This is a genomic window from Streptomyces sp. NPDC050617 (genome assembly GCF_040654795.1).
Lineage (GTDB): Bacteria > Actinomycetota > Actinomycetes > Streptomycetales > Streptomycetaceae > Streptomyces.
In genome coordinates this window covers 327,185-342,401 of record NZ_JBFAIS010000003.1, presented here as the reverse complement: position 1 = coordinate 342,401, position 15,217 = coordinate 327,185, and the positions used below count along the sequence as shown (strand labels likewise).

General features: G+C 69.9%; 17 protein-coding genes. 12 read left to right on the top strand and 5 right to left on the bottom strand.

Annotation, left to right across the window (positions count from 1 at the left end; all coding sequences use genetic code 11):
* Positions 1–142: 142 nt before the first annotated feature.
* The 3 genes from AB0I49_RS06635 to AB0I49_RS06625 form a co-directional block, all read right to left on the bottom strand.
* Complete coding sequence (locus tag AB0I49_RS06635; RefSeq protein WP_363225707.1) at positions 143–334, bottom strand: DUF397 domain-containing protein; 192 nt, start codon at positions 332–334, stop codon at positions 143–145.
* A gap of 92 nt (positions 335–426) precedes the next feature.
* Positions 427–627, bottom strand: coding sequence for a DUF397 domain-containing protein (locus tag AB0I49_RS06630; RefSeq protein WP_363225706.1), 201 nt, complete (start codon positions 625–627; stop codon positions 427–429).
* Between the two features lie 9 nt (positions 628–636).
* Positions 637–1,446, bottom strand: coding sequence for a helix-turn-helix transcriptional regulator (locus AB0I49_RS06625; RefSeq protein ID WP_363225705.1), 810 nt, complete (start codon positions 1,444–1,446; stop codon positions 637–639).
* Between the two features lie 285 nt (positions 1,447–1,731).
* On the opposite strand from AB0I49_RS06625, the gene AB0I49_RS06620 reads away from it, so the two are divergent.
* Complete coding sequence (locus tag AB0I49_RS06620) at positions 1,732–2,220, top strand: ATP-binding protein (RefSeq protein WP_363225704.1); 489 nt, start codon at positions 1,732–1,734, stop codon at positions 2,218–2,220.
* 128 nt (positions 2,221–2,348) lie between these two features.
* Here the strand turns inward: AB0I49_RS06620 and AB0I49_RS06615 are convergent, their stop codons facing one another.
* Together AB0I49_RS06615 and AB0I49_RS06610 are read right to left on the bottom strand one after the other, a co-directional pair.
* Positions 2,349–2,681 (bottom strand): hypothetical protein, encoded by a 333-nt coding sequence (locus AB0I49_RS06615; protein WP_363225703.1) that lies wholly within the window; start codon positions 2,679–2,681, stop codon positions 2,349–2,351.
* A gap of 130 nt (positions 2,682–2,811) precedes the next feature.
* Entirely contained in the window at positions 2,812–3,660 is an 849-nt protein-coding gene (locus AB0I49_RS06610) for a C40 family peptidase (RefSeq protein WP_363225702.1), read from the bottom strand.
* Positions 3,661–4,429: 769 nt separating this feature from the next.
* On the opposite strand from AB0I49_RS06610, the gene AB0I49_RS06605 reads away from it, so the two are divergent.
* From AB0I49_RS06605 to nuoK, 11 genes are read left to right on the top strand one after another with little or no spacing between them, the layout of a single operon-like run.
* On the top strand, positions 4,430–4,789 hold the full coding sequence (locus tag AB0I49_RS06605; protein ID WP_363132937.1) for an NADH-quinone oxidoreductase subunit A: 360 nt from the start codon (positions 4,430–4,432) through the stop codon (positions 4,787–4,789).
* A 10-nt stretch (positions 4,790–4,799) separates the two neighbouring features.
* The gene (locus AB0I49_RS06600) at positions 4,800–5,354 is read left to right on the top strand and encodes an NADH-quinone oxidoreductase subunit B family protein (protein WP_363132938.1); all 555 of its coding nucleotides are present in this window, start codon (positions 4,800–4,802) and stop codon (positions 5,352–5,354) included.
* Complete coding sequence (locus AB0I49_RS06595) at positions 5,351–6,091, top strand: NADH-quinone oxidoreductase subunit C (protein ID WP_363225701.1); 741 nt, start codon at positions 5,351–5,353, stop codon at positions 6,089–6,091. Before AB0I49_RS06600 ends, AB0I49_RS06595 begins: the two co-directional genes overlap by 4 nt.
* On the top strand, positions 6,091–7,431 hold the full coding sequence (locus AB0I49_RS06590; protein ID WP_363225700.1) for an NADH-quinone oxidoreductase subunit D: 1,341 nt from the start codon (positions 6,091–6,093) through the stop codon (positions 7,429–7,431). Before AB0I49_RS06595 ends, AB0I49_RS06590 begins: the two co-directional genes overlap by 1 nt.
* A gap of 17 nt (positions 7,432–7,448) precedes the next feature.
* Entirely contained in the window at positions 7,449–8,279 is an 831-nt protein-coding gene (gene nuoE / locus AB0I49_RS06585) for an NADH-quinone oxidoreductase subunit NuoE (RefSeq protein ID WP_363225756.1), read from the top strand.
* Positions 8,279–9,640 carry an NADH-quinone oxidoreductase subunit NuoF gene (gene nuoF / locus AB0I49_RS06580; protein WP_363225699.1) on the top strand — a complete coding sequence of 454 codons (1,362 nt, stop codon included), beginning with the start codon at positions 8,279–8,281 and terminating at the stop codon, positions 9,638–9,640. The genes nuoE and nuoF overlap by 1 nt, the downstream gene beginning before the upstream one ends.
* Complete coding sequence (locus tag AB0I49_RS06575) at positions 9,637–12,147, top strand: NADH-quinone oxidoreductase subunit G (protein WP_363225698.1); 2,511 nt, start codon at positions 9,637–9,639, stop codon at positions 12,145–12,147. Before nuoF ends, AB0I49_RS06575 begins: the two co-directional genes overlap by 4 nt.
* On the top strand, positions 12,144–13,499 hold the full coding sequence (gene nuoH / locus AB0I49_RS06570) for an NADH-quinone oxidoreductase subunit NuoH (protein ID WP_363225697.1): 1,356 nt from the start codon (positions 12,144–12,146) through the stop codon (positions 13,497–13,499). Before AB0I49_RS06575 ends, nuoH begins: the two co-directional genes overlap by 4 nt.
* Positions 13,492–14,106, top strand: a complete 615-nt coding sequence (gene nuoI, locus AB0I49_RS06565) for an NADH-quinone oxidoreductase subunit NuoI (protein WP_363225696.1) — start codon at positions 13,492–13,494, stop codon at positions 14,104–14,106. Before nuoH ends, nuoI begins: the two co-directional genes overlap by 8 nt.
* A complete protein-coding gene (locus AB0I49_RS06560) occupies positions 14,103–14,921 on the top strand; it encodes an NADH-quinone oxidoreductase subunit J (protein WP_363225695.1) in 819 nt (272 codons plus the stop codon). Before nuoI ends, AB0I49_RS06560 begins: the two co-directional genes overlap by 4 nt.
* Positions 14,918–15,217 (top strand): NADH-quinone oxidoreductase subunit NuoK, encoded by a 300-nt coding sequence (gene nuoK / locus AB0I49_RS06555; RefSeq protein ID WP_030883239.1) that lies wholly within the window; start codon positions 14,918–14,920, stop codon positions 15,215–15,217. Before AB0I49_RS06560 ends, nuoK begins: the two co-directional genes overlap by 4 nt.

Sequence of the window (15,217 nt, the reverse complement as noted above, 5' to 3'; positions counted from 1 at the left end):
GCCTGGAAGCCGGTGGCGTCACCGAGCAGGGTCTGTGCGGAGCCCCCGCCGAGCCGTACGGCAGGAAGGGGCGGCGAGCTGCGCGACGAACGTCCCGGTCCAGTCGTCGAGCAGCACGGGACCGACGCGGCTCGCGTGATCGCTAGATCAGGTGGGTGAACCTATTCGCCTTGACGCTGAGGATGAGCCCGCGCAGCTTCGCGGGGGTTGTGGTGATGCTCGTGTCGGGTTGTGAGCTCTCGCGAATCTGGACCATTCCGCCGTTTCGGCGTATGCCCACGCACGAGTTTCCTGCCTGGCAGTAGGAAGACTTCTGCCAATCGTTCCCTGGCATGTCACGCCTCCCGCAGTCGTACTGCGATCTGGTGGATGAAATCGAGGCAGTCCGCTCCCTCACGGCCGTGATGAGGCCGCCGGTTGCGGAAGTCAGGTCAGGCGGCCGAAGGCATCTGCCTTGACGCTCAGGATGAGTCCCCGCAGCTTTTCGGGGGTCGTCGAGAGGACGGTGTCCGGGGTGTCGCTCTCGCGCACCTTTATTACGCCGCTGCATTCGGCCAGTTCGACACAGTTCTGATTGTTGTCGGCCCCTGAGAACGAGGACTTCTGCCATGCGGTGGTGTCGGTCATGTCGTCGGCTCACAATTCCTGTGCGGTGCGGTGGATGAACTTTCTGGATGCGTCCAACCCGAGCGTGATTCCTTCGACTGCGTCCAGCAGGGTGCGGTATTTCGCCAGTTGGGCTTCCGCGTCCAGGAATCCACCGTCGAAGGCGCTGTCGATATGGACGGTGTCCAGGGCAGGAACCGATGCGCCGGCGTAGAGCACGGAGTGGGCCGAGCCCGTGACCTGGGTGTCGAACGGGATGACGCGGACCGTCACGGTCGGCCACTGGGAAGCTTCGAGGAGGAAATCCAGCTGTGCACGCATGGTGTCCGGCGTGCAGTACCTCATGCGGAGTGCGGCTTCGTGAATGAGTACGTCGAATTTCGGCGGCTGCGGGCGGTCGAAGATCGCGCGGCGCCTTATGCGGTATTCCACCTGTGTGTCGAGCTCTGTGGTCGGCGGCCGGGAAACGCTGCTGTGGAACAACTGGCGCGCGTACGACTCCGTCTGGAGAATGCCGGGTATGTGCAGCATTTGAATCGCACGCATACGTGTTGCGTGGTGTTCCAGTTCGGCCAGGTCCAGGAATCCCGGCGAGAGGATGCCCCGGTACTCTTCCCACCAGCCTTTGCCGCGTTCCTCGGCCATGTCGGCCAGCGCGTCGACGAGGCGCTTGTCCGTCGCGGAGTAGTGGGCGGCGAGTCGGCGTACGCGTTCGGCGCTTACGCCGTATCGCCCCGATTCCAAGTGGCTGACCTGCGCGCGCTCCCCGCCCAGGAACGCGCCCACTTGGCTCCCGGACAGCCCGGCGCGCTCGCGCATCTTGCGCAGCTCCGCGCCCAAGCGCTTCTGACGGGCCGTCGGATAACTCCTCGGCGGCATGGCACCCCCTCTGCGGTGGCTTCGAGTCTGCCGCGCAACTGTGTCACGGGTCCACCCGCCAGGACGTGACACCCGTCCCACTGTTGTTACGTCCCACTGTTGTGCCCTACTCTGCGGTGCAGCACCACGCGGCACGCCAGGAACAGCCGAAGTGCAGCCACCGGCATGCCCGTTGAGGGGGAGCCGGGGGCCAGGCCACGGACGGGCGCAGCAGCGCGGGAGCACCGACTCCACCGGGAGATGCGCATGAGCAACGCAGGACTCGCCGTACCCCCACGACGCCAGTCGTTCCGCGTCAGCGCGCCGAACGACGCCATAACTCCGAAGATCGCCCGCGAGCAGGTGGCGCTGCTGCTGAGTCTGACGCGTCACGCGAGCGTCGCCGACGTGGCCAAGCTGCTCGTGAGCGAGATCGTCACGAACGTCCATGTGCACACCTCGACTCCCGTCGTGCACGTGGACGTGACCGTTGGACCGGGCCGTGTCTACGTGGCCGTATGGGATGACGCCCCATGCCCTCGGCTTCACGTACGCGACGCGCGTGATCCGCGCGCCGGCGAAGAGCGTGGGCGTGGCCTGCTGCTGGTCCAGGAGATGGCCACCCGGTGGGGCGTCACATGGCCCGTCGAGCCGGGTCGGGCGCGTAAACGGGTGTGGTTCACGTTGGACGAGCATCGAACGGCGGCGCGGATAGAGCCGGATCATGCAGGGCCGTACCGTGCGCCCGGGACGTGAGGCCGAGCCCCGAGCCTCAGCGCGCGGGAAAGTCCGAGCGGCCGGGGGCCACGTAGCCGCACTGGAGATGGCGCCCCCGCAGCCGTATCCGAACTCCGATGAAGCGGAAGCCGTCGGCGCGGGCCGCGTCAGTGCTGCGTGGCGGCGGCCTCCTTTGTCAGGGTCGCCGCTTGCAGGAGGCTCAGGCCCGGTTCGGCCTGGCGCAGGGCTTTGACGGCCGTGACGGAGTCGTCGACGGGGCCGTCGAAGCCGGTCGCCGCGAGGCGGTCCCGTACCCAGCGGGCGCGGAGCTCCGATTCCGGGGCGCTCGCGGCCTCGGTGGCGAGGGCCAGGGCCCGTTCGAGGCCGGGGCGTTCCTCCGGGGCGGCGGCGCCGAGGGCCTGGCGGAGGGCTGTGGTGATCGTGTCCGCGTCGCGCAGGACGATCACCGCCGGTTCCTGGCGTTTGCCGAAAGCCATCATGTGATGATCTTGCCCCGGAGCGGGCCCGGCACTCAATCCCGCGCCCCGATGACGTGGCCCACACACGCGAGGACCCCCGGTCCCGAGCGGCGGGACCAGGGGTCTTGGCGTGGTGCGGGAGGGGCTGACGTCACATGACGCGGACGGCGCCCGTCGGCGGGTCGTAGCTGAGGGAGCGTTCGACGATGCCCGTGCTGGGGTTCTGGGCGCCGATGAACTTGCCGCCGCCGACGTAGACGGCCACGTGGTACGCGCTGCCCGCGCCGCCCCAGTAGAGGAGGTCGCCGGGCTGGAGGTTGTCGAGGGAGACGGCGGTGCCGGCGGTCGACTGGTCCTGGGAGACGCGCGGCAGGTCGATGCCGATCTGGCGGTACGCGGCCTGGGTGAGGCCGGAGCAGTCGTACGAGGAGGAGCCGGTCGCGCCCATCACGTACGGCTTGCCGATCTGCGCCTGGAGGAACGAGATCAGCGTCGCGGCGCTGCCCGTGGCGTGGGACGACGAGGGGGCGGACGACGTGGACGACGAGGGGGCGGAGGCGGTCGAGAGCTGGGTGCGCTCGGCGGACCGGGAGGCGCGGGCGGCCTCGTCGGCGGCCTTGGCCTCCTTCTCGGCCTTGGCCTTCTTCGCCGCTTCGGCCTTCTTCTCGGCCTCGGCCTTGCGGTCGGCCTCGTCCTTGACCTTCTTGGCCTGGACCTTGGCCTGGTGCGCGGCCGCGTCCTGCTCGGCCCGGACCTGGTAGTCGTGGGCCGTCTGCTGGGTGGCGTCCACGCTCTGCGTGATGGAGGCGGCGAGGGTCGCGTCGACCGTCGGCATCTCGAGAGTGGACTCCGCGGGCTTCTCGGCGGCGCTCGCCGGGGCGGCCGCGCCGGTCACCGCGAGGGTGCTGAGAACGCCGCCGGCAACTCCCGTGCGCAGCGCCCACGAAGAGGCGGTACGGCGGGGCTTCCGGCGGCTGGGTATGTGAGCGACAGGGGACATGGCACTAACGGCTATCAAGCGCCGATGCCCGAGATCAACAAAAGTGGCATGCGCCACACCTGCCGTGTACACGCCGAGAATTCGGAGTTGTCGATCTTCAGGTGAGCCGCGGCCGGGGTGTCCGATTTGCGCGATCATGCGGATACGCATGGCATTTGACGCCGGATGAGACCCCCGGGGTCGCCTATCACTTCTGTGGCTCCCGAGTCGAGGCTGCCCGGAAAAAGTGATCCTTGAACGTGCAACCGCGTGGGATAGCTCACGCCCGCCGTGGTCGAAATGCACCCCTCGGGGCGGAGGTGCGGGCGGGTCGGCGGAGTGGGGGCGTCGTCGGCGGGCGATCTTTCGGCGGGCGCGTGCCTCCTCCGGGGGATCGTGCACTAGCAGTTGACCCCGTCCAGTGCCAATTTGCTTGCATCGGCCATCGCTTGATAGTGCAACTACCCATCCCACCAGCGATGCAGCCCTCGAATGTCACCTCTCGTGATCACTCTGCCGCTTCGCGTATGAAGATCACCGCTCATCCGACTTCATGATCCTTCGTCAGGTGGTGGAGATCACAAAGGCGTTGTCGTACCCCGTGTCGCAGATCACAGACCGGCGGGCATAAGATGCAGGCGACTCGGGCTTGTGAACTGCCTCACATACGCGCGATCTTCCTGGGGGTCGTGTGGAACTCGCACGGAATGCGTGGGGGATTTCGCGGGGCGGTCCACACACCCGGTCCCGTCTGCCAGCAGTCATCGTCGACTGGAAGGAGCGAGGAGCGGTGAACGCTTACGCGCCCATCCTCGTACTGGGAGCCCTCGGGGCAGGCTTCGCGATCTTCTCCGTGGTCATGGCCTCGATCATCGGCCCCAAGCGCTACAACCGCGCCAAGCTAGAGGCATACGAGTGCGGCATCGAGCCGACCCCGCAGCCGGCCGGCGGCGGGCGCTTTCCCATCAAGTACTACCTCACGGCGATGCTCTTCATCGTCTTCGATATCGAGATCGTCTTCCTCTATCCCTGGGCGGTCACCTTCGACTCCCTGGGGCTGTTCGGGCTCGTCGAGATGCTCCTCTTCGTGCTGACCGTCTTCGTCGCCTACGCCTATGTATGGCGTCGTGGCGGCCTGGAATGGGACTAGGGGCCAACCAATGGGACTTGAAGAGAAGCTGCCGAGCGGATTTCTGCTCACCACCGTCGAGCAGGCCGCGGGCTGGGTCCGCAAATCGTCCGTCTTCCCGGCCACCTTCGGCCTCGCCTGCTGCGCCATCGAGATGATGACGACCGGCGCGGGCCGCTACGACCTCGCCCGCTTCGGGATGGAGGTCTTCCGCGGCTCGCCCCGGCAGGCGGACCTGATGATCGTGGCGGGCCGGGTGAGCCAGAAGATGGCCCCGGTGCTGCGGCAGGTCTACGACCAGATGCCGAACCCGAAGTGGGTCATCTCCATGGGCGTCTGCGCGTCCTCCGGCGGGATGTTCAACAACTACGCGATCGTGCAGGGTGTTGATCACATTGTCCCGGTAGATATCTATTTGCCCGGCTGCCCGCCCCGCCCCGAGATGCTCCTCGACGCGATCCTCAAGCTGCACCACAAGATCCAGAACGAGAAGCTCGGGGTCAATCGCGAGGAAGCGGCCCGCGAGGCGGAGGAAGCGGCGCTCGGCGCCCTCCCGCTGATCGAGATGAAGGGGCTGCTGCGATGAGCGACGCCCAGGCGGACGGGGTCAACCCCGACCGGGACATCGACGCCGCCAACCTGCCCGGCCAGCGCGGCGACCAGGGCGAGGCGATCGCCACCCGCCGCGGCATGTTCGGCGCCGCGGACGGCTCCGACACCTCCGGCTACGGCGGCCTCGTACGGACCGTACGGCTGCCCGGCGCGTCCTCGCGCCCGTACGGCGGGTGGTTCGACGAGGTCGCCGACGAGCTGGAGGGGGCCCTCGACGAACAGGGGCTGGTCCCGGAGAACGTCATCGAGAAGACCGTCGTCGACCGCGACGAGCTGACCTTCCACATCGAGCGGGAGCACCTGCCGCGCGTCGCCCGCACGCTCCGCGACGACCCGGCGCTCCGCTTCGAGCTGTGCACCGGCGTCAGCGGCGTGCACTTCCTGGAGGACAAGGGGCGCGAGCTGCACGCGGTCTACCACCTGCGCTCGATCACCCACAACCGGCTGATCCGGCTGGAGGTCTCCGCGCCCGACAGCGACCCCCGCGTGCCCTCCCTCGTGGACGTCTATCCGACCAACGACTGGCACGAGCGCGAGACGTACGACTTCTTCGGCCTGGTCTTCGACGGCCACCCGGCGCTCACCCGAATCATGATGCCGGACGACTGGCAGGGCTTCCCGCAGCGCAAGGACTACCCGCTCGGCGGCATCCCCGTCGAGTACAAGGGCGCCCAGATCCCGGCTCCGGACCAGCGGAGGTCGTACACCTGATGAGCACGTCGAATGCGAGCGCCTCCCACGCGAGCGCCGCGCGCGAGACCACCGAAGGCACCGTCTACACCGTCACCGGCGGCGACTGGGACGAGATCGCCGAGGCCGCCAAGCGGGCCGACGACGAGCGGATCATCGTCAACATGGGCCCCCAGCACCCGTCCACCCACGGCGTGCTCCGGCTGATCCTGGAGATCGACGGCGAGACGGTCACCGAGGCCCGCTGCGGCATCGGCTATCTGCACACGGGGATCGAGAAGAACCTCGAATTCCGGACGTGGACCCAGGGCACCACGTTCGTGACGCGCATGGACTACCTGACGCCGTTCTTCAACGAGACGGCGTACTGCCTGGGCGTCGAGAAGCTGCTCGGCATCGAGGAGCACATCCCGGACCGCGCCTCCGTCATCCGCGTGATGCTGATGGAGCTGAACCGCATCTCCTCGCACCTGGTGGCCATCGCCACCGGCGGCATGGAGCTCGGCGCCACCACGATCATGATCTACGGCTTCCGCGACCGCGAGCTGGTCCTGGACCTGTACGAGCTGATCACCGGGCTCCGGATGAACCACGCGTACGTACGCCCCGGCGGGCTCGCCCAGGACCTGCCGCCCGGCGCCGTCGACCAGGTCCGCGCGTACGTGAAGAAGATGCGCAAGAACCTGCCCGAGTACGACAAGCTCGCCACCGGCAACCCGATCTTCAAGGGCCGCATGCAGGACGTCGGCTATCTGGACCTGTCCGGCTGCATGGCGCTCGGCGCGACCGGCCCGGTGCTGCGCTCCGCCGGACTCCCGCACGACCTGCGCAAGGCGCAGCCCTACTGCGGCTACGAGAACTACGACTTCGACATCCCCACCGCCGAGACCTGCGACAGCTACGGCCGCTTCCTGATCCGGCTGGAGGAGATGCGGCAGTCGCTGCGCATCGTCGAGCAGTGCCTCGACCGGCTGGAGCCCGGCCCGGTCATGGTCGCCGACAAGAAGATCGCCTGGCCCGCGCAGCTGGCGCTCGGCCCGGACGGCCTCGGCAACTCCCTCGACCACATCAAGAAGATCATGGGCACCTCGATGGAGGCCCTGATCCACCACTTCAAGCTGGTGACCGAGGGGTTCCGGGTCCCGCCCGGCCAGGCGTACGCGGCCGTGGAGTCGCCCAAGGGCGAACTCGGCGTGCACCTCGTCAGCGACGGGGGCACCCGCCCCTACCGGGTCCACTTCCGCGACCCGTCCTTCACCAACCTCCAGGCCATGGCGGCGATGTGCGAGGGCGGCCAGGTCGCCGACGTCATCGTCGCCGTCGCGTCCATCGACCCCGTGATGGGAGGCGTCGACCGGTGAGCGACGTCCAGCTGGGGATGCCTCAGCTCCCCGCGCCCGACTACCCCGCCGACGTACGGGAGCGGCTCGACGCGGACGCGCGGGAGGTGATCTCCCGCTACCCCGATTCGCGCTCCGCGCTGCTGCCGCTGCTCCACCTCGTGCAGTCCGAGGAGGGGCACGTCACCCGCACCGGCGTCCGGTTCTGCGCCGAACAGCTCGGCCTGACCACCGCCGAGGTAACCGCCGTGGCCACCTTCTACACCATGTACCGGCGCAAACCCTCCGGCGACTACCAGGTCGGGGTCTGCACCAACACCCTGTGCGCGGTCATGGGCGGCGACGCGATCTTCGACGCGCTCAAGGAGCACCTCGGCGTCGGCAACAGCGAGACGACGCCCGACGGCAAGGTCACCCTCGAACACATCGAGTGCAACGCGGCCTGCGACTTCGCGCCCGTCGTGATGGTCAACTGGGAGTTCTTCGACAACCAGACCGTCGAGAGCGCCACCGCCCTCGTCGACGACCTGCGGGCCGGCCGCGCCGTGGAGCCGACGCGCGGCGCGCCCCTGTGCACATATAAGGAGACGGCCCGCATCCTCGCGGGGTTCCCCGACGAGCGCCCCGGCGCCGTCGAGGCCACCGGCGGGGCCGGGCCGGCCTCGCTCGCCGGGCTGCGGCTGGCCAAGGGCGAGAGCGCGCCCGGCCGCGTCGTGGCCCCGCGCGCCGCCGCCCGGCCCGCGGCCGGCGGCCGTCCCACCACCGACGAGGCGCCCGCGACCCACCCGAGTTCGCATGACGCGCCGCAGCAGACCTCGGCCTCCGACCCCAGCAACCCGGCCGGACCGGTCGCCGAGGAGGGGGAGTGATGACCTTGGCAGCAGAAGTCGACGAGACCAGTCCCGAGAAGGTGCTGGCGCCTGTGCTGTCCGCCTTCTGGGACCAGCCCGGTTCCTGGACGCTGGAGACCTACCACCGGCACGAGGGGTACGAGGGCGCGCGCAAGGCCCTCGCGATGGCCCCGGACGACGTCATCGCGTACGTCAAGGACTCGGGGCTGCGCGGCCGCGGCGGCGCGGGCTTCCCCACCGGCATGAAGTGGCAGTTCATCCCGCAGGGCGACGGCAAGCCGCACTACCTCGTCGTCAACGCCGACGAGTCCGAGCCCGGCACCTGCAAGGACATCCCCCTCCTCTTCGCCAATCCGCACGCGCTCATCGAGGGCATGCTGATCGCCTGTCACGCGATCCGCTCCAGCCACGCCTTCATCTATCTGCGCGGCGAGGCCGTCCCCGTGCTGCGCCGGCTGCACGAGGCCGTGCGCGAGGCGTACGCGGCGGGCTACCTCGGCACGGACATCCTCGGCAGCGGCCTCGACCTCGACATCACCGTGCACGCGGGGGCCGGCGCGTACATCTGCGGCGAGGAGACCGCGCTGCTCGACTCGCTCGAAGGGCGCCGCGGCCAGCCCCGGCTGCGGCCCCCCTTCCCCGCCGTCGCGGGCCTGTACGCGTGCCCCACTGTGGTGAACAACGTCGAGTCCATCGCCTCGGTTCCCGCCATCATGAACAAGGGCAAGGACTGGTTCCGCTCGATGGGCAGCGAGAAGTCCCCGGGCTTCACGCTGTACTCGCTGAGCGGCCATGTCGCGGGCCCCGGCCAGTACGAGGCCCCGCTCGGCATCACGCTGCGCCAGCTCCTGGAGATGAGCGGCGGCATGCGCCCCGGCCACCGGCTCAAGTTCTGGACGCCGGGCGGCTCCTCCACGCCGATGTTCACCGACGAGCACCTCGACGTGCCCCTCGACTACGAGGGCGTGGGCGCGGCCGGCTCGATGCTCGGCACGAAGGCGCTCCAGTGCTTCGACGAGACGACCTGCGTGGTGCGGGCCGTCACCCGCTGGACCGAGTTCTACGCGCACGAGTCCTGCGGCAAGTGCACCCCCTGCCGCGAAGGCACGTACTGGCTCGTCCAGTTGCTCCGCGACATCGAGGCGGGCAAGGGGCGGATGGCCGACCTGGAGAAGCTGAACGACATCGCCGACAACATCAACGGCAAGTCGTTCTGCGCGCTCGGGGACGGCGCGGCGGCCCCGATCTTCTCCTCGCTCAAGTACTTCCGCGCGGAGTACGAGCAGCACATCACCGGGCGGGGCTGCCCCTTCGACCCGGCCAAGTCGACCGTATGGGCCGACGGCCCGAAGAACGCTCACCTGGGGGTGAACGCGTGACCGTCACAACTACCGGCCCCGGCGGTGGTGGAGCGGCGGCGGTGCCGCCCGAAGACCTCGTCTCGCTGACCATCGACGGCATCGAGATCTCCGTGCCCAAGGGCACGCTGGTCATCCGGGCCGCCGAACTGCTCGGCATCGAGATCCCGCGGTTCTGCGACCACCCGCTCCTCGACCCGGCCGGCGCCTGCCGGCAGTGCATCGTCGAGGTCGAGGGCCAGCGCAAGCCGATGGCGTCCTGCACCATCACCTGCACCGACGGCATGGTCGTCAAGTCGCAGCTCACCTCGCCCGTCGCCGAGAAGGCCCAGCGCGGCGTGATGGAGCTGCTGCTCATCAACCACCCGCTGGACTGCCCGGTCTGCGACAAGGGCGGCGAGTGCCCGCTGCAGAACCAGGCCATGCAGGTCGGCGACCCCGACTCGCGGTTCGAGGGGCAGAAGCGGACCTACGCGAAGCCCGTGCCGATCTCCGCGCAGGTGCTGCTGGACCGCGAGCGGTGCGTGCTGTGCGCACGCTGCACCCGCTTCTCGAACCAGATCGCGGGCGACCCGATGATCGAGCTGATCGAGCGCGGCGCGCTCCAGCAGGTCGGCACGGGCGAGGGCGACCCCTTCGAGTCGTACTTCTCCGGCAACACCATCCAGATCTGCCCGGTGGGCGCGCTCACCTCGGCGGCGTACCGATTCCGCTCCCGCCCCTTCGACCTGGTCTCCTCGCCGACCGTGTGCGAGCACTGCGCGGGCGGCTGCGCGACCCGCACCGACCACCGGCGCGGCAAGGTCATGCGGCGGCTCGCGGCGGACGACCCCGAGGTCAACGAGGAGTGGATCTGCGACAAGGGGCGGTTCGGCTTCCGCTACGCGCAGCGGCCGGACCGGCTCACCACCCCGCTCGTACGGGACGCCGACAGCGGTGAGCTGAAGGCGGCGAGCTGGCCCGAGGCACTGGAGGCCGCGGCCCGCGGACTGGCGGCGGCCCGCGGCCGTACGGGCGTGCTGACCGGCGGCCGGCTGACCGTCGAGGACGCGTACGCCTACGCCAAGTTCGCGCGCGTCGCCCTGGACACCAACGACATCGACTTCCGGGCCCGCGTGCACAGCGCGGAGGAGGCCGACTTCCTCGCGGCGCGGGTCGCGGGGCGCGGCCGCGACCTGGACGGCAGCGGCATCGACTACGCGGCGCTGGAGAAGGCGCCGGCGGTGCTGCTCGCCGGGTTCGAGGCCGAGGAGGAGGCGCCCGGCGTCTTCCTGCGGCTGCGCAAGGCGCACCGCAACCGCGGCCAGCGGACGTTCGCGCTGGCCACCCACGCGAGCCGGGGGCTTCTGAAGGCGGGCGGCACGCTGCTGCCGGCCGCGCCCGGCACCGAGACGGAGTGGCTGAACGCGCTGACGTCCGGCACGGAGGTGAGCGGCGGCGGCCGGGAGGCGTACGACGCGCTGCGCGCCGACGACGCGGTGATCATCGTCGGCGAGCGGCTGGCCGCGGTGCCGGGCGCGCTCACCGCGGCCGTACGGACCGCCGCCGCGACCGGCGCGCACCTGGTGTGGATTCCGCGCCGGGCCGGGGAGCGGGGAGCCGTCGAGGCGGGCGCGCTGCCGGGGCTGCTGCCCGGCGGGCGGCCGGCCACCGACCCGCGGGCCCGCGAGGAGACCGCCGCCGTGTGGGGCGTGGCGCAACTGCCGCGCAGCCCGGGGCGCGACACGGGGCAGATCATCGAAGCCGCGGCCGCGGCCACCGGCGAGCTGGGCGCGCTGCTCGTCGCCGGGGTCGAGGTGCGCGACCTGCCCGACCCGGCGCGGGCCGAACGGGCGCTGGAGGAGATCGGGTTCCTGGTGAGCCTGGAGCAGCGGCCCTCGGCGGTGACCGAGCGGGCGGACGTGGTGCTGCCCGTCGCGGCGGCGCCCGAGAAGTCCGGGACGTTCCTCGACTGGGAAGGCCGGGCCCGCCCCTTCGAAGCCGCGCTCAAACCCGACCAGATGGCGCGCCGTCATCTGCTGCCGGACGCGCGGGTGCTGCACATGCTGGCCGACGCCATGGACGTGCACTTCGCGCTGCCGGACGTACGGGCCGTACGGGCCGAGCTGGACCGGCTCGGGCCGTGGGAGGGGGCGCACGCGGCGGAGCCGCAGGAGGCGGCCCGGCCGCTGCCCCGGCCGGAGCCCGGCGAGGCGGTGCTCGCCGGTCACCGGCTGCTGCTCGACCAGGGGCGGCTCCAGGACGGCGACGAGGCGCTGGCCGGCACCCGGCACGCGGCCGTGGCGCTGCTGTCGGCGGCCACCGCCGCGGAGGCGGGGGTCGCGGACGGCGCGGAGCTGGCGGTGTCCGGCCCGGCCGGGTCGGTGCGGCTGCCGCTGCGCGTCACGGACATGCCGGACCGGGTCGTATGGCTGCCGCTGAACTCCGTGGGCGGCGGCGTCCACGCGGATCTGGGCGCGGTGCCCGGCCAGTTGGTGAAGGTCGGCGCGCCCGCGCCGGACGCCCCTGAAGCGGAGGTGACGGCATGAACTCCCTCGCCGGCTCGCTCGCCGCGGAGAACCTCTCCGTGTTCGGCCGCGACACATGGTGGCTCGTCGTCGTCAAGGCGGTCTTCTGCTTCGCCTTCGTGATGCTCACCGTGCTCTTCTCGATCGTCTGGGAGCGCAAGGTCGTCGCGTGGATGCAGCTGCGCATCGGCCCCAACCGGCACGGCCCCTGGGGGATGCTCCAGTCCCTCGCCGACGGCATCAAGCTGATGCTGAAGGAGGACGTGGTCGTCAAGCGCGCGGACAAGGCGGTGTACATCCTCGCGCCGATCGTCGCGGCCGTGCCGGCCTTCATGGCGATCGCGGTGATCCCGTTCGGCCCGTCCGGCAACGAGGTCTCGATCTTCGGCCAGCGCACCACGATGCAACTTACCGACCTGCCGATCGGCGTCCTCTACATCCTCGCCACCGCCTCCGTCGGCATCTACGGCATCGTGCTGGCGGGCTGGTCGTCCGGGTCGACGTATCCGCTGCTCGGCGGGTTGCGCTCGTGCGCGCAGATGATCTCGTACGAGATCGCGATGGGCGTCTCCTTCGCCGCCGTCTTCCTCTACTCGGGGTCGATGTCGACGTCCTCGATCGTCGAGTCGCAGCACGACCGGTGGTTCGCGCTGCTGCTGCCGGTCTCCTTCCTCATCTACATCGTGGCGATGGTCGGCGAGACCAACCGGGCGCCGTTCGACCTGCCGGAGTCCGAGGGCGACCTGGTCGGCGGCTTCAACACCGAGTACTCGTCCATCAAGTTCGCGATGTTCATGCTGGCCGAGTACGTCAACATGGTCACGGTCTCGGCGGTCGCGGTCACCCTCTTCCTGGGCGGCTGGCGGGCCCCGTACCCGATCTCGGCGTTCTGGGAGGGCGCGAACCACGGCTGGTGGCCGATGCTCTGGTTCGTCATCAAGCTCCAGCTGCTGCTCTTCTTCTTCATCTGGCTGCGCGGCACGCTGCCGCGGCTGCGCTACGACCAGTTCATGAAGCTGGGCTGGAAGGTCCTCATCCCGGTCTCGATGGTCTGGCTGATGCTGGTCGCGACCGTACGGGCGCTGCGCAACGAGAACTACGGCTTCCAGGACGTGGTGCTCTACGTCGGCGGCGCGGTCCTGGTGATCCTGCTGCTGTCGTTCGTCGCCGACATCTTCCGGGACCGGCGCGGCGCGAAGGAGGAGGCCGCAGAGCCCGCCTTCGACCCGATGGCGGGCGGATTCCCCGTGCCGCCGCTGCCCGGACAGAGCCTGCCGCCCGTGCCCCGGCGACGGCCGCGCCGCGAGCGCGAGCTGATTGTCAGTGGTGGGGTCGATACTGACAGTGACGGAAAGGAGGCTGGTGGTGTCTGAGTTCCAGAACCCCGTGGCCGGCTTCGGCGTGACCTTCAAGGCCATGTTCAAGAAGCGGCTCACCGAGCAGTACCCCGAGCAGAAGAAGCCCACGGCCCCCCGCTTCCACGGCCGTCACCAGCTCAACCGGCACCCGGACGGGCTGGAGAAGTGCATCGGCTGCGAGCTGTGCGCGTGGGCCTGCCCGGCCGACGCCATCTATGTGGAGGGCGCGGAGAACACCGAGGAGGAGCGGTACTCCCCGGGCGAGCGGTACGGCCGCGTCTACCAGATCAACTACCTGCGCTGCATCCTGTGCGGGCTGTGCGTCGAGGCGTGCCCGACGCGGGCGCTGACCATGACCAATGAGTACGAGCTGGCCAACACCAGCCGCACATCGCTGATCTACACCAAGGAGGAGCTGCTCGCGGGCCTGGAGGAGGGCATGGTCGACTCGCCGCACTCGATCTTCCCGGGCACGGACGAGCAGGACTACTACCGGGGGCTGGTCACGGAGGCCGCGCCCGGCACCGTGCGCCAAGTGGCGCTCTCCAAGGGCGAGTCGGCCGAACCGGCGGGCACTTCGGGGCCGGCGGACGCCGCGGCGGACGAGGAGGTGCGGGCATGAGCCAGCTCGCCGCCGCCGCGTCCGCGACCTCCACGGGCGAGGCGGTCCAGTTCTGGGTGCTCGGCACGGTCGCCGTGCTCGGCGCGCTGGGCACGATCCTGCTGCGCAGGGCCGTCCACAGCGCGCTGTGCCTGGCGGGCACGATGATCATCCTGGCGGTCTTCTACCTCGCCAACGGCGCGTACTTCCTCGGCATCGTCCAGGTCGTCGTCTACACCGGCGCGATCATGATGCTCTTCCTCTTCGTCGTCATGCTGGTCGGCGTCACCGCGGCCGACTCCCTGAAGGAGACGATCAAGGGCCAGCGGTGGCTCGCGGCGGCCTGCGGCCTCGGCTTCGGCATCCTGCTCATCGCGGGCATCGGCAACGCCTCCCTGAAGCACTTCAACGGGCTCGGCAAGGCCAACTCCGGCGGCAACGTACAGGGGCTGGCGGCCCTCATCTTCACCAAGTACGTCTTCGCCTTCGAGATCACCGGCGCGCTGCTGATCACCGCGGCGGTCGGCGCGATGGTGCTCACGCACCGCGAGCGCACCGAGCGGGCGGCCACCCAGCGCGAGCTGGCCGAGGCGCGGGTGCGCGGCGGCAAGCAGCTCCCGCCGCTGCCCGCCCCCGGCGTCTACGCCCGGCACAACGCGGTGGACATCCCGGGGCTGCTGCCCGACGGCACGCCGTCCGAGCTGACCGTCAACCCGACGCTGCGGGCCCGCGGCCAGATCCGGGACGTCTCGGGCGAGGCGCTCGGCGAGCTGAAGGCGCTGGAGCAGCGCTCGCAGGACTGGCTGGAGCGCACCGAGGAGGAGGCCAAGAAATGAACCCCGTCAACTACCTCTATCTGGCCGCCCTGTTGTTCACCATCGGCGCCGCCGGAGTCCTGATCCGGCGGAACGCGATCGTCGTCTTCATGTGCGTCGAGCTGATGCTGAACGCCTGCAACCTGGCGTTCGTCGCCTTCTCCCGGCTGCACGGCAATCTCGACGGCCAGATCATCGCCTTCTTCACGATGGTCGTGGCCGCTGCCGAGGTCGTGGTGGGCCTCGCCATCATCGTGACGATCTTCCGCTCCCGCCACTCGGCCTCGGTCGACGACGCCAGCCTGCTGAAGCTGTAA